At 51.9% G+C, this 20029-nt stretch carries 19 protein-coding genes; 12 read left to right on the top strand and 7 right to left on the bottom strand.

Annotated features, from left to right (window positions below; translation table 11 throughout):
• Nucleotides 1–68 precede the first annotated feature (68 nt).
• Nucleotides 69–1205 (top strand): alpha-hydroxy acid oxidase, encoded by a 1137-nt coding sequence (locus ACO0K8_RS21610; protein ID WP_422948726.1) that lies wholly within the window; start codon nucleotides 69–71, stop codon nucleotides 1203–1205.
• A 74-nt stretch (nucleotides 1206–1279) separates the two neighbouring features.
• Here the strand turns inward: ACO0K8_RS21610 and ACO0K8_RS21605 are convergent, their stop codons facing one another.
• Entirely contained in the window at nucleotides 1280–1756 is a 477-nt protein-coding gene (locus tag ACO0K8_RS21605; protein ID WP_422948725.1) for an Hsp20 family protein, read from the bottom strand.
• A gap of 276 nt (nucleotides 1757–2032) precedes the next feature.
• Between ACO0K8_RS21605 and ACO0K8_RS21600 the strand changes: the two genes are divergently transcribed.
• The 6 genes from ACO0K8_RS21600 to ACO0K8_RS21575 all read left to right on the top strand — a co-directional run bounded on the left by ACO0K8_RS21600 (nucleotide 2033) and on the right by ACO0K8_RS21575 (nucleotide 6046).
• Nucleotides 2033–2584: a thymidine kinase gene (locus tag ACO0K8_RS21600; protein ID WP_422948724.1), complete on the top strand. Its 552-nt coding sequence runs from the start codon at nucleotides 2033–2035 to the stop codon at nucleotides 2582–2584.
• Between the two features lie 155 nt (nucleotides 2585–2739).
• Nucleotides 2740–3054, top strand: coding sequence for a hypothetical protein (locus tag ACO0K8_RS21595; RefSeq protein ID WP_422948723.1), 315 nt, complete (start codon nucleotides 2740–2742; stop codon nucleotides 3052–3054).
• A 209-nt stretch (nucleotides 3055–3263) separates the two neighbouring features.
• Nucleotides 3264–3896, top strand: coding sequence for a GIN domain-containing protein (locus ACO0K8_RS21590; RefSeq protein WP_422948722.1), 633 nt, complete (start codon nucleotides 3264–3266; stop codon nucleotides 3894–3896).
• 207 nt (nucleotides 3897–4103) lie between these two features.
• Complete coding sequence (locus tag ACO0K8_RS21585) at nucleotides 4104–4400, top strand: hypothetical protein (protein WP_422948721.1); 297 nt, start codon at nucleotides 4104–4106, stop codon at nucleotides 4398–4400.
• Between the two features lie 211 nt (nucleotides 4401–4611).
• Nucleotides 4612–5103 (top strand): hypothetical protein, encoded by a 492-nt coding sequence (locus tag ACO0K8_RS21580; protein WP_422948754.1) that lies wholly within the window; start codon nucleotides 4612–4614, stop codon nucleotides 5101–5103.
• Nucleotides 5104–5137: 34 nt separating this feature from the next.
• Complete coding sequence (locus tag ACO0K8_RS21575) at nucleotides 5138–6046, top strand: DMT family transporter (RefSeq protein WP_422948720.1); 909 nt, start codon at nucleotides 5138–5140, stop codon at nucleotides 6044–6046.
• Between the two features lie 45 nt (nucleotides 6047–6091).
• Here ACO0K8_RS21575 and ACO0K8_RS21570 read toward each other — a convergent pair whose 3' ends face one another.
• Nucleotides 6092–6730, bottom strand: a complete 639-nt coding sequence (locus tag ACO0K8_RS21570) for a cysteine hydrolase family protein (RefSeq protein ID WP_422948719.1) — start codon at nucleotides 6728–6730, stop codon at nucleotides 6092–6094.
• 113 nt (nucleotides 6731–6843) lie between these two features.
• Here ACO0K8_RS21570 and ACO0K8_RS21565 point away from each other — a divergent pair, with 113 nt between their 5' ends.
• Nucleotides 6844–7863 (top strand): GlxA family transcriptional regulator, encoded by a 1020-nt coding sequence (locus tag ACO0K8_RS21565; RefSeq protein WP_422948718.1) that lies wholly within the window; start codon nucleotides 6844–6846, stop codon nucleotides 7861–7863.
• 113 nt (nucleotides 7864–7976) lie between these two features.
• On the opposite strand, the gene ACO0K8_RS21560 is transcribed toward ACO0K8_RS21565, so the two are convergent.
• The 3 genes from ACO0K8_RS21560 to ACO0K8_RS21550 all read right to left on the bottom strand — a co-directional run bounded on the left by ACO0K8_RS21560 (nucleotide 7977) and on the right by ACO0K8_RS21550 (nucleotide 10507).
• Nucleotides 7977–9503 (bottom strand): M48 family metallopeptidase, encoded by a 1527-nt coding sequence (locus ACO0K8_RS21560; protein ID WP_422948717.1) that lies wholly within the window; start codon nucleotides 9501–9503, stop codon nucleotides 7977–7979.
• Between the two features lie 318 nt (nucleotides 9504–9821).
• Complete coding sequence (locus ACO0K8_RS21555) at nucleotides 9822–10190, bottom strand: DUF5329 domain-containing protein (RefSeq protein ID WP_422948716.1); 369 nt, start codon at nucleotides 10188–10190, stop codon at nucleotides 9822–9824.
• 104 nt (nucleotides 10191–10294) lie between these two features.
• The gene (locus ACO0K8_RS21550; RefSeq protein ID WP_422948715.1) at nucleotides 10295–10507 is read right to left on the bottom strand and encodes a hypothetical protein; all 213 of its coding nucleotides are present in this window, start codon (nucleotides 10505–10507) and stop codon (nucleotides 10295–10297) included.
• 316 nt (nucleotides 10508–10823) lie between these two features.
• On the opposite strand from ACO0K8_RS21550, the gene ACO0K8_RS21545 reads away from it, so the two are divergent.
• The 4 genes from ACO0K8_RS21545 (at nucleotide 10824) to ACO0K8_RS21530 (ending at nucleotide 16866) form a co-directional block, all read left to right on the top strand.
• The gene (locus ACO0K8_RS21545; RefSeq protein ID WP_422948714.1) at nucleotides 10824–14024 is read left to right on the top strand and encodes a fibronectin type III domain-containing protein; all 3201 of its coding nucleotides are present in this window, start codon (nucleotides 10824–10826) and stop codon (nucleotides 14022–14024) included.
• Nucleotides 14025–14241: 217 nt separating this feature from the next.
• Complete coding sequence (locus ACO0K8_RS21540; protein ID WP_422948713.1) at nucleotides 14242–15201, top strand: 2-hydroxyacid dehydrogenase; 960 nt, start codon at nucleotides 14242–14244, stop codon at nucleotides 15199–15201.
• A 103-nt stretch (nucleotides 15202–15304) separates the two neighbouring features.
• Nucleotides 15305–16000 carry a tetratricopeptide repeat protein gene (locus ACO0K8_RS21535; RefSeq protein ID WP_422948712.1) on the top strand — a complete coding sequence of 232 codons (696 nt, stop codon included), beginning with the start codon at nucleotides 15305–15307 and terminating at the stop codon, nucleotides 15998–16000.
• A 155-nt stretch (nucleotides 16001–16155) separates the two neighbouring features.
• Complete coding sequence (locus ACO0K8_RS21530) at nucleotides 16156–16866, top strand: hypothetical protein (RefSeq protein ID WP_422948711.1); 711 nt, start codon at nucleotides 16156–16158, stop codon at nucleotides 16864–16866.
• Between the two features lie 158 nt (nucleotides 16867–17024).
• On the opposite strand, the gene ACO0K8_RS21525 is transcribed toward ACO0K8_RS21530, so the two are convergent.
• The gene (locus tag ACO0K8_RS21525; RefSeq protein ID WP_422948710.1) at nucleotides 17025–17939 is read right to left on the bottom strand and encodes a hydroxymethylglutaryl-CoA lyase; all 915 of its coding nucleotides are present in this window, start codon (nucleotides 17937–17939) and stop codon (nucleotides 17025–17027) included.
• Between the two features lie 84 nt (nucleotides 17940–18023).
• On the bottom strand, nucleotides 18024–20021 hold the full coding sequence (locus tag ACO0K8_RS21520) for an acetyl/propionyl/methylcrotonyl-CoA carboxylase subunit alpha (protein WP_422948709.1): 1998 nt from the start codon (nucleotides 20019–20021) through the stop codon (nucleotides 18024–18026).
• Between the last annotated feature and the right edge of the window lie 8 nt (nucleotides 20022–20029).

The following is a 20029-nucleotide window of genomic DNA, read 5'->3' as shown; positions in this document are numbered from 1 at the left end:
TTCCCCCATCGTATTTTGCTTTTGCTCTACACTTCAAAGATCAAAATTCACTCTCTGGAGTAACCGCCATGCCCGTCATTACTTGTGTAGAAGATCTGCGTTTACTTGCCAAGAAGCGCGTACCTAAGGCATTTTACGATTACGCGGACAGCGGCTCCTACACCGAAAGCACCTACCGCTCGAATAGTGACGATCTGGCGGCGATCAAGCTACGCCAGCGGGTGGCTATCAATGTTGATCAGCGCTCTACCCGCACCACCATGGTAGGACAAGAAGTGACAATGCCGCTAGCGATCGCGCCGACTGGCCTGACCGGCATGCAATGGGCGAATGGCGAAATGCTGGGAGCCATCGCGGCGGAAAAATTCGGTGTGCCATTTACACTCTCTACCATGAGCATCTGCTCCATAGAAGACGTAGCCAGCGTCACCAGCAAACCTTTCTGGTTTCAACTGTACGTGATGCGTGACCGCGGTTTTGTCAGGGAATTGATACAACGCGCCAAGGCCGCCAGATGTTCGGCACTGATGCTGACGCTAGATTTACAAATTTTAGGGCAACGCCATAAAGATTTAAAAAATGGGATGTCAGTCCCACCAAAATTTACCATCGCCAATCTGATCGACCTGGCCTGCAAACCGGGCTGGGCCCTGCGTGCGTTGGCGGGGCGTAAAACCTTCGGCAATCTGGCTGGTCATATCAAAGGCGGTGCCAGTGGCATTGTTACGCTCAGCGAATGGACTGCCAGCCAGTTCGACCCGACCTTATCGTGGGATGACGTGGCATGGATAAAACAAGAATGGGGCGGCAAGCTCATACTAAAGGGCATCCTCGATGTCGAAGACGCCAGACTAGCGGTCGCCGCCGGTGCCGATGCCATCGTGGTGAGCAACCATGGCGGCCGTCAACTCGATGGTGCCATCTCGTCGATACAGGCCTTGCCGGCTATCGTAGACGCGGTCGGGCATCAGACCGAAGTCTGGTTTGACGGTGGCATACGCACCGGCCAGGACATACTCAAAGCCACCGCTTTAGGTGCCAAGGGTAGTCTGGTTGGGCGGGCCTTTTTATATGGTTTAGGGGCGATGGGTGAAGCGGGCGTGACCAAGATGCTGGAGATCTTGCACAAAGAACTCGATGTCAGCATGGCGTTAACCGGAACTAAAGATATACGCGAAGTAGGGCCGTCTAATTTAGTCCGTTAAGCTTGGCGCAGTAACCTCGACAATCATTTCGACAATAAAAAACGCGGACCTGTGTCCGCGTTTTTTATTAAAAATTATGCCGCCTGGCGTTCTGGCTGAGCTTCATTCTGCGTCTGCACCAATTGCAAATTATCACCATCTATCATGATCTTGCGTGGCTTGTGCGCCTCGGGGATTTCACGTATCAATTCAATATTGAGTAAACCGTTTTCCATTTTGGCAGCGATGACCTTGACATGATCCGCCAGACGGAAACTATGTTCGAAATCCCTTGCGGCGATACCGCGATGCAGGAAGCTAGCCTGGGCGTCTTGCTTCTGGCGGCGACCGACTATTTTCAGTAGGTCGCGCTCGCTCTCGATTTCCAGTTCGGACCGGTCAAACCCCGCTAAGGCCATCGTAATGCGGTACTTATCTTCCGCAATCAATTCTATATTGTAAGGCGGGTAGCTAGGGCTAGTGTCGGCACCTTGTGCCTCATTAAACAGATGCGCCAGACGATCAAAGCCGATAGCGGAACGATACAGTGGAGCAAAGTCAAAATTACGCATGATGATATCCTTATCAATTAAAGCGATATGTTTAAAAAGTGCCAGACAAAAGCTGGACACCTGATCCGCAGACCTCATTTGAGCATCTGCTGTTACGAATATGGGATGCTGTTTTGAAGTTTCAAGATCTTGAAATTTGCGCTGATCGCCCCGATATGGACGCGCTTACGCGCATAATAATGAGGGCTTACGCCCCCCCAGCGTCGATGTATCCGGCTTACTGGAACAATTTTGCGTAAATCCTGATGATGGGTAGTTTTTAGTATAGGAATAGACGTGGCAAAACTGTATTTTCGATACTCGGCAATGAATGCCGGTAAATCCACCGCCATGCTGCAAGTGGCGCATAACTATGAAGAACAAGGTCAGAAAGTGCGGCTATTTACGGCCGCCATCGACCATCGTTATGGTGCCGGCAAGGTCACCTCACGCTTAGGGCCGCAGCGCGATGCCGAGGTGTTCGACGCCGATTATGATTTTTTAAAAACCAGTGAACGCGTCCATTGCGTGCTACTCGATGAGGCGCAGTTTTTGAGCGCAGCACAAGTAAAGCAATTGCATCAACTGGCGCAGGTACACGGAATCCCGGTGATTTGCTACGGTCTGCGCAGTGATTTTCTGGGCGAACCATTTCCTGGTTCGGCCTATTTGCTGGCATTGGCCGATGATATCGAAGAACTCAAAAACATCTGCGCTTGCGGAAAAAAAGCCACCATGAACATCCGCATGGACGGCCAGGGAAAGCGCGTCACGGCTGGCGAACAAGTTGATATCGGCGGCAATGAGCGCTACCAGCATGTGTGCGGTCGTTGCTTCTACAGTGTCTGAATTTTAAAAAACTTTAAAAACGAGCTCAAAAACAATTTTAAAAATAATTTCAATTATTTTTAAAATTGTTGTCAACAGAATTTTCCTTGCCTGCGTTATGGGAGTACGCAGAAATTATCTGCGACATTGAAACTCACTACAGAACAGGACCACATATGAACAAGCTGATCGCCACTCTCGTTGCTGCTACCTTCGCTATGGGTACAGCGTTCGCACAAACTGCTGCGACTCCAGCAACGCCAGCAGTAGCGGCAACACCTGCGGCAGCCAGCGCTTCGGCTAGCGTAGCAAAAACCGCTCCGGCAGCGGCGACAGCCAGCACTGCCGCATTAGCCGCCGATGCCAAAGGCGCAGCTCCGGCATCCGTCAAATCGAGCAAAAAATCAAAACATGCTGCCAAACCAGCACCGGCACCAGAAAAAAAAGCAGCAGCAACTGAAGAAGTAAAAGCAGCGACACCAGCCAAGTAATCTTGCGCTTCGCAAAGTATCGATAAACCTCGATGTTCCTAAAAAAACGGCGCTACATGCGCCGTTTTTTGCATTCTGATCGATTTTTTTGCGCTTGACTCATGCGAAACTGCCATTCATCGCAAACAGTACGCCATCCTAAGGCTAGCGCACGCATAATGCAGTCTTAGTAAGTCCCGCTCATACCGAAAAATACCCAGGAGATACAGATGAAAAATTTCGCCCGCAGCGCCCTTTTTACTTCCGTCATCATGCTGAGCCTTGCCGCTCACGCCGAAGAACAAAATCGTAATTTACCAGCCTTTAAAAACATCAAAAGTAAAAGTGCGATGACGCTGGTGGTCGAGGTCGGAAAAACGCAATCTGTCCTGGTCAAGGGAGATGCAAAATTTATTGCGAGCGTCAGTACCGAAGTGGTGGGCGATGAATTGGTGATCACGAGCCTAGAAAAAAATTCGATTAAAATTTCTGACAACACGCAAGTCCTCATTACCGTACCTGAATTAAATCGATTCAAAATGGAAGGCGCTGGTAGCAGCAGCATTAACAATGCAGCGGGTGAGCGGCTGGATATTTTTTATGAAGGTGCGGGCATGCTCAAGGCCAAAGGAAAAGTAAAATTTCTGTCCTTGAAAGCAAAGGGTGTGGGCTTGGTAGACACGAAAAATCTGATCACCGAACAAGCCGATGTTAGTCTGGAAGGCGTAGGCGCAGTCAAGGTGTATGCCAGCGAAAGATTGAAGGCATCAGTACAAGGAATAGGTTCCTTAACTTACTATGGAAAACCGCATTCTGTGAGTAAATCGGTAGAGGGCATAGGCAGCGTCAATGCCGGCGATTAAGCGCAGTAACACTGCATGAATTTGGGTAAAATTTTCTGCACTTTTGGTGGGTAAAAAATGTACGCTTTGCTTTTATTTCTATTGGTATTTTTCGATGAAAATTAAATTCAAATTTATTCGTTTTTACTGTCAACAGAAATCAGAAGGCTCGCGTTATAGGAGTACGTAGAAATTGTCTACGACGACTCATAAAGAAACGGACCTACCATGAATAAGCTGATCGCCACTCTCGTTGCTGCTACCTTCGCTATGGGTACTGCGTTCGCCCAAACTCCTGCTACTCCAGCTAAAGCTGCCGCACCTGCAACGGTCGCCACAACTGCTGTAGCAGCAACTCCAGCTGCTACAACAGCGCCAGCGGTCAAGGAAGTCGCACCGACAGCGAAAAAAACGTCGAAAAAACATAGCAAGAAAAGCAAAGCAGCGCCAACTGATGCAGCACCTATGACCAGCGCAACACCGGCAGCAACCACCGCCGTAAAAGCAGCACCTGTGACTAAATAAAATGTCGCATTAGCGATGCTTTAGATAAATAAAAACAGCAAAAATCCGGCCCTTATGAGGCCGGATTTTTGCTGTTTACGTGGACATAAAATCACGATTCACACTGTTTAAGATACGGCTACAAGCAATTTCGATTAGCATACAGGCCTAGCAGTAGAAAAGATGACCATTTTGAAAGTGAATGTCCGTGAATCCCCTTACTAATGACAATGTGTCCGAAGATTTCCCCGAAGATGCGAACGATAAATGCATACAGGAACCACGTCTGTGGAGCGACAAGGGCTGGACTGCGCGCGTCATCAAAAATGAAGACGATGAAGGCTGGGCGGTAGCGATGATCAAAGATGGTGAACCTGAGCCGGCATTGGTCGGCCCTTGGACCATGGGGCGCGACAAAAAAAACCCTAAACCTTTAGACGGCACTGCCTTTCGCACGCTGGTAAAGACCGCGTCAGAAGTATTGCGCCGGCACGAGCAGGCCCTGCACGCTACTTTGCATAAGGCGTTGTTCGTCAATTTAGCAGATGCCGATTTTCGTGTGAATCTCGATATCGTACCGGACGAAGATAATCCCTACGCCTTACTCAGCGCTTTCGATGCCGCTAATGTCGAACTAGCCCAAGTACGCGTATCGGCTGGATTTAAATTCAGCAAGGCCAGCGCCACCGCATGGATAGAAAACGAATTTCGTAATCCAGAATAAAAATCATCAATGGATCAATTGATTTAGGCTGTGCATGACACAAAAAATTTCTCCATCGACTGCTGCATTGTTGAGCATTGCGCCATTGATGTGGGCTGGCAATGCAATCGTCGGGCGATTGGTGCACCAGATGGTGCCGCCGATCACACTAAATTTTTTGCGCTGGGCGATCGCCTTTCTAATACTTCTACCTTTTGGCTGGAAAATTTTCCGGCCTGGTAGCGGTTTATGGGAAAATCGAAAACGCTTTGCGCTATTAGGTTTATTGGGAATAGGCCTATATAACGCTTTGCAATATATGGCACTGCAAACCTCCAGCCCTATCAATGTCACACTGGTCGCTGCCGGTATGCCGGTCTGGATGCTGCTGGTCGGCAATCTATTTTTCGGTTTGAAAGTAAAACTTCAGCAAATTTTGGGAGCAATACTTTCTATCGCCGGCGTCTTATTGGTACTCAGCCGTGGCGATCTGGGGCAACTACTGGCGTTTAAGTTGGTGGCAGGAGATATTTTTATGATCTTCGCCACCATCGCCTGGTCATTTTATAGCTGGCTGCTGACCCAGCCGAAAGACCCACCGTCGATCAGAAATGAATGGCAGTTTTTTTTGCTGGCGCAAATCGGTTTTGGCGTACTCTGGTCTGGTTTGTTTGCGGCTGGCGAATGGACGCTTACTAGCGCGCACATCAGCTGGAGCCTGGCACTTTGTGCCGCCTTGTTATTCGTCGCAGTCGGCCCTGCCATCATTGCCTTTCGCTGCTGGGGTGCAGGCGTACAACGCGCAGGACCTAGCGTAGCCGGATTTTTCAGTAACCTGACGCCGCTGTTTGCGGCACTGATGTCGTCTGCCTTTCTGGGCGAATTACCGCATCTGTATCATGTCCTGGCCTTCGCTTTAATCGTTGCCGGGATCGTGGTCTCATCCTGGCACATACGCGCTTAGCCGGGCGATCTTTTGGAACCGCGAAACTAAGCGCAACACACCAAATTACGCGAGGTGGCGTGCCGCAAATGCGGAAGCCGGCACGCTACTTTTTGGACTAGGTAAGCCAGAGTGAGTCAACTCTATCCACTCTGCGGTGCTACACACTGCCGCCACATTAGAATGAAAAACCACACTAAAAACGCGATGAATTTCTTCAGCGCTGGCACTGCCTACAGCGTTTTGGTAAGCCACCGCACCGCTGGCGTCGCCCAGCATTTCTACCGTGTAGCCTAGACGTGCCGCCTGATAAATCGTGGCGGCATTGCAGTTTTGCGTCATGTAACCAAGTATGCTGAGCGTATCAATCTGGCGCTCTTCTAACCATGCGACGAAATCGGTTTTGGCAAAGACACTGTCTTGAGTTTTTTCTATCAGCTGATCAAACCGACGAGCCTTTACCACTTCATGCAATTCCCACTCTGGTTGACCTTTTTGAAAAATTGGCGCGCCTGGCGCAGCAGTATGCTGCACCACCAACACCGGTACGCCAGCAGCGCGGGCGGCATCCATGGCCAAGCCTATATTCGCCAATACCGTGGCTGGCTTAGGATAGTCGGAAATTAAGCCGCCACTAAAATATTCGTTTTGTACATCGATCACGATCAGGGCGCGTTTTGGTGGCAAGTTGGTTGGCGTAGTCATATTAGTTTCTCACTTTTAGGATGAAGACTTGTTGCTGTCTATGGGCTCTATTTTCAGCCATATGCGCGCATAATTAAAGTGACCCAATAGCCAATAAACGATACAATCAGGCCATGTCTACACTTACAAAAAATGCCCCGATTAAGATCGCGGTACTGGCCTTTGACGGCATCAGTCCGTTTCACTTATCAGTGCCCTGTCTGGTATTTGGCGAGCGTCACGGCAAGCTAAGCCAGCCGCATTTCGAACTCAGCGTCTGTGCGCTAGCGAGCACTAGTGCACCGCATACCATACAGACCAACGCCGGTTTTAGCATCACGACCAAACACGGTATCAGAGCGCTACAGCGAGCCGATATGATCGTGCTGCCGTCCTGGAGCGATGATTTGGCAGTACCACCTGAATATTTGCTGCAAGCCTTGCGCAAGGCGCACCAACGCGGCGCGCGGCTGGTAGGTTTGTGTCTGGGGGCGTTCGTACTGGCGTATGCGGGTCTGCTCGATGGCCGTAGCGCCACGACTCACTGGGCACTGGCGGGCGAATTTGCGCGGCGTTTTCCACAGATTAGCCTGGACCCGAATGTACTGTACGTCGACCATGGTGACGTCATCACTTCAGCTGGCACCGCCGCCGGGATAGACTGTTGTCTGCACCTGCTGCGCGACCAATATGGATCAGAGTTGGCGGCAAATGTAGCGCGCCGGCTGGTGGTGGCACCACACCGGCAAGGTGGACAGGCGCAGTACATCGATCATCCCCTGCCAACGCTGGCCAGTGATACGCGCTTATCTAAGGTGCTGGAGTGGATGTTGAAGCATCTGGCCGAAACCCAGAGTCTGGATCAACTCGCTGAGCGCGCCCTGATGAGCCGGCGTAGCTTTACCCGCAATTTCCAAAAACTGACAGGCACCACGGTCGGGCTCTGGTTAATGCATCAAAGATTGACCCTGGCTCAGCGTCAACTAGAAACCAGCCAGCATTCGATAGAACAGATCGCCAGCGACACTGGCTTTGGCTCGGCGCTATTATTGCGACGCCACTTTTCCCAGCATTTGCAGACATCGCCGTCGGCGTATAGGCGGGCATTTCAAGGCGCTGATTTTATTCGTGCGCCTGTATCAACTGCTGGCTAAATGCCCACCGGCCTGACGCGCATATTCCATGCGCCTCACAGGCCATGCATGCTGGAGAGGCGCATGGAATATGCGCGCCAGAGCAGGCCAATTTTATTTTTCAAAGTGTAAAATTAATCGCTAGCTTGCTCAGGCATGATTTTCTTCCACCAGGCGTGCGCCGCATACTCGCCCTGATGTTTCAACAGAAAATCATAACCTAGTTGAGCGGCTTGCTCGACCAGACGTCGATCACTAGCCGCCGCTTTTTCCAGATGCTCTAGCCCTCGACCATTATCTTCATCAAGCAAGATATGTCCGTACACAAAGGCCGCCTTAGGATATGGTCCTCCCTCTTGTTTAAGCAAGTGCTCCAGCACCGGTTTGGCGGCCTGCGGGGTATCGAACTCGGCGATCAGTAAGGCAAACTCCTGCAAATCGAGTAGCGCCACTTGCGACAAAGGGAGTGCAGACAATTCTTGCAGACGCGCTTTGGAGCGAAACACATACTTACAGCGTGTCTCCCATTTTTTCGATTCTTTATTCCACCATTCCTGATCAAATTCGGCAATCAGAGTCTTGGTAGTGGTGCCACCAAGTAAAACATCGGCGGCACTGACCTCGATACAGCTAGGTAAGATCGCTTTCTGGCCGGTCGCCTCTACCCGTTCGCTGAGGGCGGGATGGGTATCGTTCAAATTCGATTTTTCGGCCAGAGCTTCGACCAGACGTTCGGCAGTCGCCCATTGCTCATAACTAGCTTTGAACGCCATACGCATTGCGCTAAATGGCATAAAGCTAGGGCGCATCGCCGTCTCTGCCTGTTGATACAGCTTGGGCCAAAAATCCTGATGTACCCAGCGTCCCAGCAAAGCATCACGTACCAGGCCATTCGCATTTGCGCTGGCTCCGGCGATCTGGCTGGCGGTACGGTCAGCCTCATACTCGTCCTGACGCGATAAGACGAAGGTATACGCATTGTAATAAGGCATAAACTTACCCAAAGCCCGCGCCATGCCGGCCTGTATCCAATTGTCGTCTGAGCTATCGCGCACTTGCTCATACAACGCGCCGAAGGTGCGGCGCTGGCGATATACCCAAGCACCCAGTTTTCCATGATTACCACACAGATGGCCGTATTCATGTGCCACCGTCGCCAGCATTTCTTTGTGCGTGACACCTAGCAAATAGGGCAAACCGAGTATCAGATAATTGGTGTGCGGACCAAACAAACCGAAGCGCGGCAATTGCGAGATGGCAGCATTATATTCACTGTCGATTAAAACCTGGTGAATTTTTGGGCCCTTTAATTTCTGCCGTATTTTGTCCAGCGTTTCAAACAATTTGGGCGCTTCTTCACGCGTAATCGGACGCCCTTCCGGTGCTGGCAGACGCATGAAAAAGCTGCGAAATACCACCCAAAAAATCGGTAACATAATCAGGGCGAACACCCCAAAACGCAGCATATTGTAGGTATTGTGGTGGCTTTGAGCCCAGTGAAATCCCAAATACAACATTGTGGCGATCGCGATCAGCACACCAAACAGGGCCAGATAGGCACTCGCGCTGACCAGCAAGACTTTGCTACGGAAGGCGGCGGGATGAAAATTGGAATCGTGTTCCAGTCGGCGAACTAAATGGGTATAGGCTAGTTGGTCCAAGGCGTACGCTCAGTAATGTCCATCTTATTTCAATTTAATCAGACCTGGGTAAGATTTACACCAAACCGCCCCAGTGTCGTTGTATCCGTCTCGCCGTACAGAAGTACTGTATTCGACGGTGGCCTGGCAGTATCAATTTTACCTAAGTCCCAATTGGCAATTAAAATTGCCAAACAGAAACTATGCCACAGAAGCGAAAACAAGGAAAGCCGCAGCACATCAGGCTGAAATCTTTGTTCGTTTTCCGTCACAAGGAATTGACTCATGAAAACGTCAAAAGACGGTTAAAAATCCCTAGGCATTAAAAAATCTTCATCATTATTTGTGTGCAGACAGCCGATACCTGATTAATTCATTACGAAACCAGCTAGCGCTATCGACGATAGCGGCATTAGGGCATTTTACTTGATAGGCGTTGCCGCTCATGCTGCTGGCTGTGGCAGCTTGTTGTATAAACGATTCGCTGGAAACGATGAGATTTTTATCGAGTAAATACTGATATTTTTTTTGCAGATGGGCAGAAGCGGCTTTGGCATCATACCAAGTGCCGTTGCGCTGTAATTGGCACGCTGAATTTTCGAGGTAGGAAAACAGCTGTGCGATCTCCTGGGTAGTGCTAGGCGATAGCGATGACGCCTGGCAAAAACAATGACAAAACATAGTCAAGAGCAGGGCGAAAATTTTCATTTTTAGGTTAACACGACAATTGACATGGGCTTGTACGGTTATTGGTACAAATACAAAGCCATCCGCAGCAAATACCGCATGCAACGAGATGGCCCGCAACAATCTTAGTGCGCTACCACAAAACGCATGGCATATTTTTTGAAGTGCCTATAGCTGTCACCCAATTGCATGACAGAGTCAAAAGAGCTATTCAAAGAACCGCCTTGCTCGGCAAAATTTTCTTTAAATTCTGCAAAAGCGGCTTCCAACACCAAGCTCAATTGATGATTATAAACACAACGATAGTTGTGGTGACGACGTTTAGTACGCATTTTCATAATAAATCCTTTCATCTAGAGCCGCATTATAGCTGCTTCGTCCAGCGCTGTTAAAACTAAGCTCAACTGTGCTAACTGTCCATAAATTGACTGCTATTTCATCGTATTACGCGCTAATTGCCGCTTCCCACCTACTTGTGCGTGCCATTACATCTTCTTACATTTTTTGCCTTTTGGGCGATGCCTGAACACGCTATGATACGGCGCAACGTAATACCAGTAAGCAATAAAGCTGCCGTTTCAAGTCTAAAAATCTTGAATTCACGGCAGCTTTGCGTTTTATTTGTACCGACTCATAGTTTATTTAGAAAAATGCATGAACAATAAGAAAATTACTCTCTTTTTTTACACACTCTTGCTGGCCGCTTGTGGTGGCGGTGGTGGCGGATCGACACTGTCACCAATTGGAAGCCCGTCTACCCCACCGGCTGCCATTTCTGCTGTCAACACGGCGATTACCTCAGAATCGACAGTAGCCTTGAGTTGGCAGCCCGTCGTTGGGGCAAGTAGCTATGAAATATGGCGCAGTATAGCCGGAGCTAGCGGCGCGGATGCCACACCACAATTGCTTAAACGTAGCGACCAGACCAGTTTTACGGATAGTGGTCTGATACCAGCGACGAACTACGTGTATTCCTTAAAATCCTGTATGGGTAACGCCTGCTCAGCTGGTTTTGAGGTCAAAGCCAAGACTCTGGCGAAGGCCTTAGCCCTGCCAGCCCGTGCCAATGCGCCAACTCTGCTGATGGCTAATGACAAGCAAATCAGCTTTAGCTGGTCCAGTGTTAACGGGGCTACTGGCTATCGACTACAAAGAAATGATGGCTGGGAAATCGCCAATGGTGCGCAACTGACGCAAACGACTTACACCGATACCGGATTGTCAGCAGCGACTAGCTATACCTACCGTGTACAGGCCTGCAACAGCGCCGGCTGCTCGGATTGGAGCGAGTCTTTCACTGCCAACACCACAGCACTGCCGACGCCACCTGTTACTCCACCTGTTACTCCACCAGTTACTCCACCAGTCACTCCGCCGGCAACCCCAGTTCCCGCAGTGCCTGCCCTCCCGACAGCCGTGGTTGCCGGGGCCGACAGCGTCAATATCTCCTGGACAGCAGTCAACGGTGCCAGCCGTTATGTACTCATGCGTAACAATCTTGCGATAGGCGGCAATGCGCTTACTGCCGTCAGATTCTTAGATAGCGGCCTGAGCTCCGCAGTCTCTTACAGCTATACCGTGCAGGCTTGCAACGTCAGCGGATGTTCTGCTGCGAGCGGTGCGACCATCGTTAAAATCAATACCGCCAACAAAATCGTGCTCAATGTCAGTGGCCTCGATACCAGCCTCAACGGCAATGTGGCAATCAGCATGGATGGCTATGAAAATGGTAGGTGGGTAAAGAGAACAGAAACTATCAGCAGCAATGGTAGCGTCACCAGCGGTACCACGGTAGAAACTGGCCAGCAGTATGGCGCCAGCATCAATGCGCAACCAGCCAACGGCCAAACTTGCAGTGCCACGCCTAACGGCCGGGTAAGCACCGCCAGCGGCGGCGACGTCAGCATCCTGCTAAATTGCCTGACGCCAGCGACCCTGAGTTTTGCCAACGCAGCACAAACCATGCTCACCGATATTACCAATGACATGGCACAACGTGCCACGGCCAAAAATAGCGCGACGAACACCATTAGCACCAGCACTATCCGCTACAGCAGTAGTAACACGGCTGTCGCTCAAGTCAATGCCACGACCGGCGCGGTTACAGCGCTGCAGCCCGGAACCGCAACCATCTCTGCCAGCCTGCCCACCACTTTATATACCGCTGGCGTCGCGAGTTACACCCTGACTGTGGCAAAAAATCTGGCATCGACACGCTTGCGTGCGATTGACGTCGCACAAGTCCTGGCGCAACGGCCTGGTAGCACCTACCAGATCCTGGTACCAGGACGCGATGTGCTGGTGCGTGCCTACTTGTACGCTATCAGTGCCAGCGACAAGCATGCGCCCCAAGTTTTGCTCTCGGTACGAGGCAGTGCCACTGAAATAGCCATGACTTGCCCTGTCGCATTGCCTGTGGACAGCGGCACCGTAACGCCGTCCTACACATTGGCCCAGACTTGTAATGCTACCTTGCCTGCGGCGCTGGTCAAAACCGGTATGCAAATTGATGTACGCACCTCCGATGGACAAACGCTCAACAGCCTACCTGTCGTGAATGACCGCAATACTCTCAAGCTGACGCTAATTCCCTTGAAGATCAACGCGAATACGGCACAGATGCCATCCAGCACCGATGTCACTACTGCGGTTAGACGCACCATGCCGTTTACCAATGTGCAAATAAGCCTGCATGCTGAATGGACGCCTAGCGGCACCTGGGATGACAGTCTGACCAGCACAGGCAGCGGCAGCGATCAATGGAGCCAGGTATTGGGTCTGGTTAACACCTTGCGCATCAGCGAAAACGCGGATGGCCACTATTACGGCTTCGTACCGAATATCAAATGGAGCAGCACTGCCGGTATCGGCTATGTGGGCGGCCCCACGGCTATCGGTCTGGACATGCGCGATGATGCCGACTTCAGTTCGCTTAATCGGACCATGATTCATGAACTTGGCCACACTTTAAGCCTGTCACATGCCCCGTGTGGCGGAGTCGCCAGATTTGATCCGTTTTTCACCAGTTTGCCGCTGGCCTGGGCTAACTCCGATACCGCACAATTGAGCGAAGTACCGCTCTACAACCAGGCCGCCAGTACACTAGAAACACCGGGAGCACTTGGCAGCCGCAATACCGACATCATGGCGTATTGCAGCGGGCTCTGGTTCTCCGAGTATAGTTACCATAAAATGGCGCGCTACATTCAGGGTAAGAACAGCTACGGGCCACAGGCCATCGCAGCAGCTGAGCAGATGCAGATTGCGCCGGTCTCGAGTCAGCGCATGATGCTAGTCAGCGGCAGTATCACCGTCAACGGAAGTGTTAATCTGGAACCAGTACATCTGCTAGGAACCAGACATCAGGCCAGTGCTGAAAAAGGCGACTACCAATTGCGTATCATCAGCCACGACGGCAGCGTCGTCCTGCGACGGTTTTCCGAAATAGTAAGCGATCACGACAATGCGTTGCGTATCGCAGTGGTGTTGCCAGCGGTCGCAAATATCGCCAGCATGGATGTGCTCAAGGACGGTAAGGCCTTGCCATCACAAGCCCGGATGCAAGCGAAATCACTGAAGGCAGCCGGCAACATACTGGCCGCTACGCACTGGAGCAATGGCGAATTTGCCAGCATCAAGCGACAAGGCAACAGTCTGCAAGTACACTGGGACCATCATGCTTACCCATGGATGAGCGCAGTGCATATTAGCGCAGACGGCAAACGCAGCATGCTGAGCTTACACGCCAGTGGCGGCAAAATGGATCTGCCTTTGCAAACGGGCATGGCCGGAGGCAGTTTCGAGATTTCCTTAAGCGATGGTCTCAATGCAGTGATGAAGCTCATGCCGTATTGACGCTGTAATAGCAAAGCTAGGCAAAAAGTCCCTCGGCACTAACACCTGAACTGAAAAATCGGGTAGCCTTAAGCATGCAGATCTTCATGATCGGCGCGCTTAAGGCGCATCAATTTTTCAGTCAGCTTTTTAGCTGTTTTCAGGGGCGTACTATGCAGGTATTGAGTCATCTGTTTTTCAATTTTTTTAGCGGATTTTCCAGTGGCGTGTTGGCACGATGATCGCTACTTACACTAAGCCCCCCATCCCATTCATCGCGACCGCCGATTACGCCAAAACCGGGCAATGGATCAACGCACTGCAACAGGCCATTCCGCAAGAGCAGATCGTCGCCTTCAGCTCATTAAACGAGCAACAAAGGCAGAGCTGCCAAATGGCGATCGTTGCCAATCCTGATCCCGCCGACATCCTTCGCTTACCGCAACTGGTTTGGCTGCACAGCGTCTGGGCCGGCGTTGAGCGCCTGCTTGCCGACCTCGGGACTAGCGACTTGAAAATTGTGCGACTGGTCGATCCGCAACTGGCCGACACCATGGCCGAGGCGGTACTGGCCTGGGTACTGTATCTGCACCGGGACATGCCGGCCTACGCCCGTCAGCAAAGACAAAATGTGTGGCAGCCGCGTGACTACATCAAACCGCAAGACAAGACTGTGAGCCTGCTCGGTCTGGGTGCCTTGGGTGAAGCGGCGGCGCTACGCTTGCTAGCCGCGGGTTTTAAAGTGAATGGCTGGAGCCGCAGTAAGAAGAGTATCGAACACGTCAGTTGTTACGGCGGCAGCGCCGAGTTGCCACAGATGTTAAGCCAGACCGATATTCTAGTATGCCTGCTACCCCTGACCGCCGATACTAGGGGTTTGCTCAATGCCGCCACCTTAGCCTTTCTACCCAAGGGTGCGGCACTGATCAATTTTGCGCGTGGCGCCATCGTCGAGGATGCCGCATTATTGGAAGCCCTGGACAGCCAGCAGCTTAGCCATGCGGTACTCGATGTCTTCAGTCAGGAGCCGCTGCCACCTGAGCAAGCATATTGGCAGCACCCGCAGGTAACAGTATTGCCGCATATCTCAGCCCCCACTGATCTGACAACGGCAGCAGCCATCGTGGCCGGCAACATTGCGCATTATAGAAAAACCGGGCAATTGCCGACCAGCGTCGATAGTCTGCGCGGCTACTGAAAGCGCTCAAACGCAAAAATGCGGCAAAGCAGACTAAAATAGGGATAATCAAGCGCGTACAGCGCTAGCATCGTCATTCGTCCATCACCAGAAAGGCAGACGTATGTTTCCTTATTTAAAACCGCTGTTGATACTGGCGTTCATGCTGTCGGCAACGACTTGCCTGGCCGATGATTTTTCCGACGGCGTCGCCTGGTATGCAGAAGAAGATTACCCTGCCGCTGCTGCCGCATTTCAAAAAGCTGCCGACAAGGGCAAAGCCGATGCCCAGTTCAATCTGGGCTTGATGCTACTCAAGGGTGAAGGGCTAGCTCAGGATTACGCAAAGGCGATGGCCCTGTTTCAGCAAGCGGCAGAACAAGGCAATGCACGCGCCCAACTCAATCTGGGCCGTATGTATGCCAAAGGGCAAGGCGTCGTCGCCAGCTATGCCATGGCCCTACCCTGGTTTAAAAAATCCGCCGAGCAAGGCTATGCGGATGCCCAGTACAGCCTGGGCGTATTGTATGTCTCTGGCATAGGCGCGCCGCGCGATTATCGCAAAGCTTATGAACTGTTTCTGGCAGCAGCGGAGCAAGGCAATGCCAGCGCCCAATATCAACTCGGCCTGATGTACTTCAAGGGCAAGGCAGTGACGGTAAATCTGGTGGAAGCCATGAAATGGTTGATTTTGGCTGCAGACTATCCTGATGCCGTGTCGTATCGCAGTTATGCCGAAAAAAGTATGAGTAAACAAGAAATTGCCGAAGCAAAAAAATTAGCCCAAGAGTGGGAAGCCAGTCCGGCTGAAAAACCATAAAGCGGCCTCCGCGCTGGCCTTCTTTCCTCAATATTAGGACTTATGCAAAATTGTTCCAGCTAGACGTAACGCCGAAGACAGTACTTTCGTACGGCAAGGCGAATACAACGACGCTGGGGCGGTTTTGCATAAGTCCGCATTACCAGAAAGTAGCAATGACCATCACAGAATTACCCTACCGCGCCAGCACAGAACAATGCTGCGCCTGGTTAGAGCAGCACACCAACAGCGCATGGAACTTAGCCCGCTTGTTAACACAAGGTCTGACCCCGCACGTCTGGCTAGACTATGACGCCAGCTATCCCGAACTATTTGGCGAGGCTAATGGCGGCTATCCGGCCCCCATCATGTTTGAACAAGATACCCAGCGACTGGCTGCTGGCAGTGAAGATGTGCTCATCACGTTTACCAAGGACGCCGATAAAATTCCGGTACGACTGCCAGCCCCCGGGATACGCAGGCCGCTCAGCGATTTACGCTTCTATAAGAAAGAGATCGTGCGTTTGCTGCATGCCTTAAACAAGCCACCTGAAGCAGAAAAAACTGCACCCGCAAAACCGAAGGACGCGCAAAAAGGCATCAACCGAGAGCAAGTATTAAACGCGTTTGCCGCCATGCTCAAGATCGACCTAGACAAAGCACTCACCAGTGAAATCGGGGTGTTTGGTGACGAGGGCGCAAAAATCAAGGGAAATGCGCGCGGCAGTAAAAAGAATACGCTGTGGAATCCGGTGACTCTGGCGCTAGGATTAAACGACAGCTACCGGGTGCCGATGGCACGTTTAACGCGTGCATTTGAAGAACAAGATAGCCTGTTAGAGTGGCGCGAAAACTGGTTGCAATCGCTAGATTTACTCGGCGAATAAGCCACGGTGTCAGCCAGCTTAAAAGCGAACTTCTAAAAATGGAAGGCGCATATTCCATGAGGGCTGTAGACCAATATGCTGCCAACAGGCGCGTCTACATTGCGGCTAGCTGCTGCGGATCTTAGTATTTCGATTATCCGCAGCGCGTCTTAAGCAACTCAGCCCAGACGTTTTGCAGCCAGGGCATTACCAGCACGACTGACAGCCTTGCGTCCCAAATGGGTAGCGATAAACTGGCCGGCGTCGACTACCGCATCCAAATTAATCCCCGTCTGTATCCCCAGACCTTGCAGCAGAAACAGCACGTCTTCGGTCGCGACATTGCCGGTCGCGCCCTTGGCGTAAGGGCAGCCGCCCAGGCCAGCTACCGAGGAATGAAAAATCGAGATACCGACTTCCAAACTGGCATAAATATTCGCCAGCGCCTGACCATAGGTATCGTGAAAATGTCCCGATAAACTGGCGATAGGGAAATCTTGCGCCACCAATTGCATCACCTGTTGCACCTGCAATGCAGTACCGACGCCTATAGTGTCGGCGATATCAATCTCATCGCAACCCAGATCGCGCAGACGCTTCACCACATCAGCGACGCTGGCGGGGTCGACCTCGCCTTGATAGGGGCAACCGAAGGCGCAACTGATACTACCGCGCAGACGGATATTGTTGAGTTTAGCGGCGGCAGCGACTTCTTGAAACCGTTGTATCGATTCGGTAATCGAGCAATTGATATTTTTCTGAGCGAAAGCTTCCGAGGCTGAGCTAAAGATCACCACCTCATCGGCACCGGCCGCCAACGCGGCTTCAAAGCCCTTCATATTCGGTGTCAGCACCGAATAGATCACACCTGCTTTACGCTGTATGCCCGCCATCACTTCAGCGGAAGTTGCCATCTGCGGCACCCATTTTGGCGAGACGAAAGACGCCGCCTCGATGTTGGCAAAACCAGCTGCTGTCAGTCTATCGACCAAGGCGATCTTGATCTCGGCAGGTATCGTTTCTTTCTCGTTTTGCAGGCCATCGCGCGGCCCCACTTCGACGATTTTTACTTGTTGTGGCAATGCGCTTTGCATGTGAATTTCCTCAGCTAATTCCTGATTGGCGATAGAATTGATGAATTACGCTCAGCCTAACGGAAGAGCGCATCCAAAACCGCACTAGTCTTGCTTAAAGCTCAGCAACGGTGCACCTTCGGTGACTTGATCGCCGATCGCGTACAGCACTTCATCGACCACGCCTTCGTGCGGTGCGGCTATCGTGTGCTCCATTTTCATGGCCTCCATGATCACCAGCGCATCGCCTTTTTTCACTTCTTGTCCGGCTTGCACCATCACCGCGACTATCTTGCCCGGCATAGGTGCGGTCAGGCGACCGCCTTCGGCTTCGGCTTCACCGGCATGCGCCAGCGCGTCTTTGTAATGCAGATTGGTGTGCGCACCCTGGCTAAACACATGGAAATACTCCCCATCACGCACTACCGTGCCCTGCACGGTCTGCTCACCTATTTTGAGCGTGATATCGCTGCCCTCGGCCTTGGCCAGCGTCACTAATGCGCTTGCCGTACCGGCCTGCACTTGCCAGCTGTGCTCCAGATAAGTCACTTGCACTTGATGCCCCTGTGCCTCTTCATCAAACTGCAGGGCACGTTGCGGATTGCTATTCATGCGCCAGCCCTGGCTGCTTTGCCATGGGTCATCACCGGATTTTTTCTCGGACAACAATAGGGCCACGCTGGCCAGCGACAGCACGGCCAATGATGCTGGCACCTGCTCAGGGAACAGCTGGTCTTGATTGCGCTCGATCAGGCCGGTGTCGAGATCCGCGCCGGAGAATGCCGTGCTCTCGATCAGACGCTTGAGGAAAGCGATATTCGATGACAAGCCAACGATCTGATACTGCGACAAGGCTTGCGCCATCCGTGCCAGCGCCTCTGTTCTGTCCTTGCCCCAGACAATCATCTTGGCGATCATAGGATCGTAAAACGGTGAAATGCTATCGCCTTCGCGTACACCGCTGTCGATGCGGAAAGCTGCAGGATCAGCGCTACCACCAAGTTCAAAATTCACCGCAGCTGGCGTGCGCGCATGGCGTAAAGTACCTATCGATGGCAGGAAACCTTTTTCTGGATTTTCCGCATACACGCGCGCTTCGATGGCATGTCCGTGGATCTTCAGTTCTGACTGTTGCAAAGGCAGTTTTTCACCGGAAGCGACGCGCAATTGCCATTCGACCAGATCGGTACCTGTGATCATTTCTGTCACCGGATGCTCAACTTGCAGGCGGGTGTTCATCTCCATGAAATAGAAAGAGCCGTCTTGATTGGCGATGAACTCTACTGTACCGGCACCTACGTAACCAACTGCTTTGGCGGCCGCCACTGCCGCTTCGCCCATGGCGGCGCGACGCTCTGGCGGCATGCCGGGAGCCGGGGCTTCTTCTAATACTTTTTGATGGCGGCGCTGTACCGAGCAGTCGCGCTCGAACAAATACACGCAATCACCGTGGGTATCGGCAAACACCTGGATTTCGATATGGCGCGGACGCTGCAGATATTTTTCTGCCAAAACTTTGTCGTCGCCAAACGAACTGATCGCTTCGCGCTTGCAGGACGCTAAAGCCGCTTTGAAATCGAGACTTTGCTCGATCACGCGCATGCCCTTGCCACCACCGCCGGCACTGGCTTTGAGCAAGACCGGATAACCGATACGGTCGGCTTCGATCTGCAAAAAATCGGCATCTTGATTCTCGCCATGGTAGCCAGGTACTAAAGGCACATTGGCTTTTTCCATCAGCGACTTGGCGGCCGACTTGCTACCCATCGCGCGTATCGCCGAAGCTGGCGGGCCGATAAACACCAGACCAGCCTTGGCGCAGGCATCAGCAAAGTCCGCGTTCTCGGAAAGAAAACCATAGCCCGGGTGTATCGCTTGCGCGCCAGTCGCTAACGCCACTTGAATAATTTTGTCGGCGCACAGATAACTTTCCTTGGCTGGCGCAGGTCCGATCAGGATAGCCTCATCGCAAACCGCTACGTGCTTGGCATTGGCATCCGCTTCGGAATACACCGCAACTGTCTTGACCCCCATACGGCGGGCGGTAGCTGCAACACGGCAAGCGATTTCGCCACGATTGGCGATCAGGATTTTGGTGAACATGATGGTTT

Source organism: Undibacterium sp. Ren11W (genome assembly GCF_049340485.1).
Classification (GTDB): domain Bacteria; phylum Pseudomonadota; class Gammaproteobacteria; order Burkholderiales; family Burkholderiaceae_D; genus Undibacterium.
Note: the sequence above shows the minus strand (reverse complement) of the source record. Positions and strands in the feature narration are given on the sequence as shown.

Bases quoted from the DNA above. Each gene is read 5' to 3' on its own strand.
- ACO0K8_RS21610 (WP_422948726.1), top strand. From the start codon at position 69: ATGCCCGTCATTACTTGTGTAGAAGATCTGCGTTTACTTGCCAAGAAG.
- ACO0K8_RS21605 (WP_422948725.1), bottom strand. From the start codon at position 1,756: ATGCGTAATTTTGACTTTGCTCCACTGTATCGTTCCGCTATCGGCTTT.
- ACO0K8_RS21595 (WP_422948723.1), top strand. From the start codon at position 2,740: ATGAACAAGCTGATCGCCACTCTCGTTGCTGCTACCTTCGCTATGGGT.
- ACO0K8_RS21590 (WP_422948722.1), top strand. From the start codon at position 3,264: ATGAAAAATTTCGCCCGCAGCGCCCTTTTTACTTCCGTCATCATGCTG.
- ACO0K8_RS21585 (WP_422948721.1), top strand. From the start codon at position 4,104: ATGAATAAGCTGATCGCCACTCTCGTTGCTGCTACCTTCGCTATGGGT.
- ACO0K8_RS21575 (WP_422948720.1), top strand. From the start codon at position 5,138: ATGACACAAAAAATTTCTCCATCGACTGCTGCATTGTTGAGCATTGCG.
- ACO0K8_RS21570 (WP_422948719.1), bottom strand. From the start codon at position 6,730: ATGACTACGCCAACCAACTTGCCACCAAAACGCGCCCTGATCGTGATC.
- ACO0K8_RS21565 (WP_422948718.1), top strand. From the start codon at position 6,844: ATGTCTACACTTACAAAAAATGCCCCGATTAAGATCGCGGTACTGGCC.
- ACO0K8_RS21555 (WP_422948716.1), bottom strand. From the start codon at position 10,190: ATGAAAATTTTCGCCCTGCTCTTGACTATGTTTTGTCATTGTTTTTGC.
- ACO0K8_RS21550 (WP_422948715.1), bottom strand. From the start codon at position 10,507: ATGAAAATGCGTACTAAACGTCGTCACCACAACTATCGTTGTGTTTAT.
- ACO0K8_RS21545 (WP_422948714.1), top strand. From the start codon at position 10,824: ATGAACAATAAGAAAATTACTCTCTTTTTTTACACACTCTTGCTGGCC.
- ACO0K8_RS21540 (WP_422948713.1), top strand. From the start codon at position 14,242: ATGATCGCTACTTACACTAAGCCCCCCATCCCATTCATCGCGACCGCC.
- ACO0K8_RS21535 (WP_422948712.1), top strand. From the start codon at position 15,305: ATGTTTCCTTATTTAAAACCGCTGTTGATACTGGCGTTCATGCTGTCG.
- ACO0K8_RS21530 (WP_422948711.1), top strand. From the start codon at position 16,156: ATGACCATCACAGAATTACCCTACCGCGCCAGCACAGAACAATGCTGC.
- ACO0K8_RS21525 (WP_422948710.1), bottom strand. From the start codon at position 17,939: ATGCAAAGCGCATTGCCACAACAAGTAAAAATCGTCGAAGTGGGGCCG.
- ACO0K8_RS21520 (WP_422948709.1), bottom strand. From the start codon at position 20,021: ATGTTCACCAAAATCCTGATCGCCAATCGTGGCGAAATCGCTTGCCGT.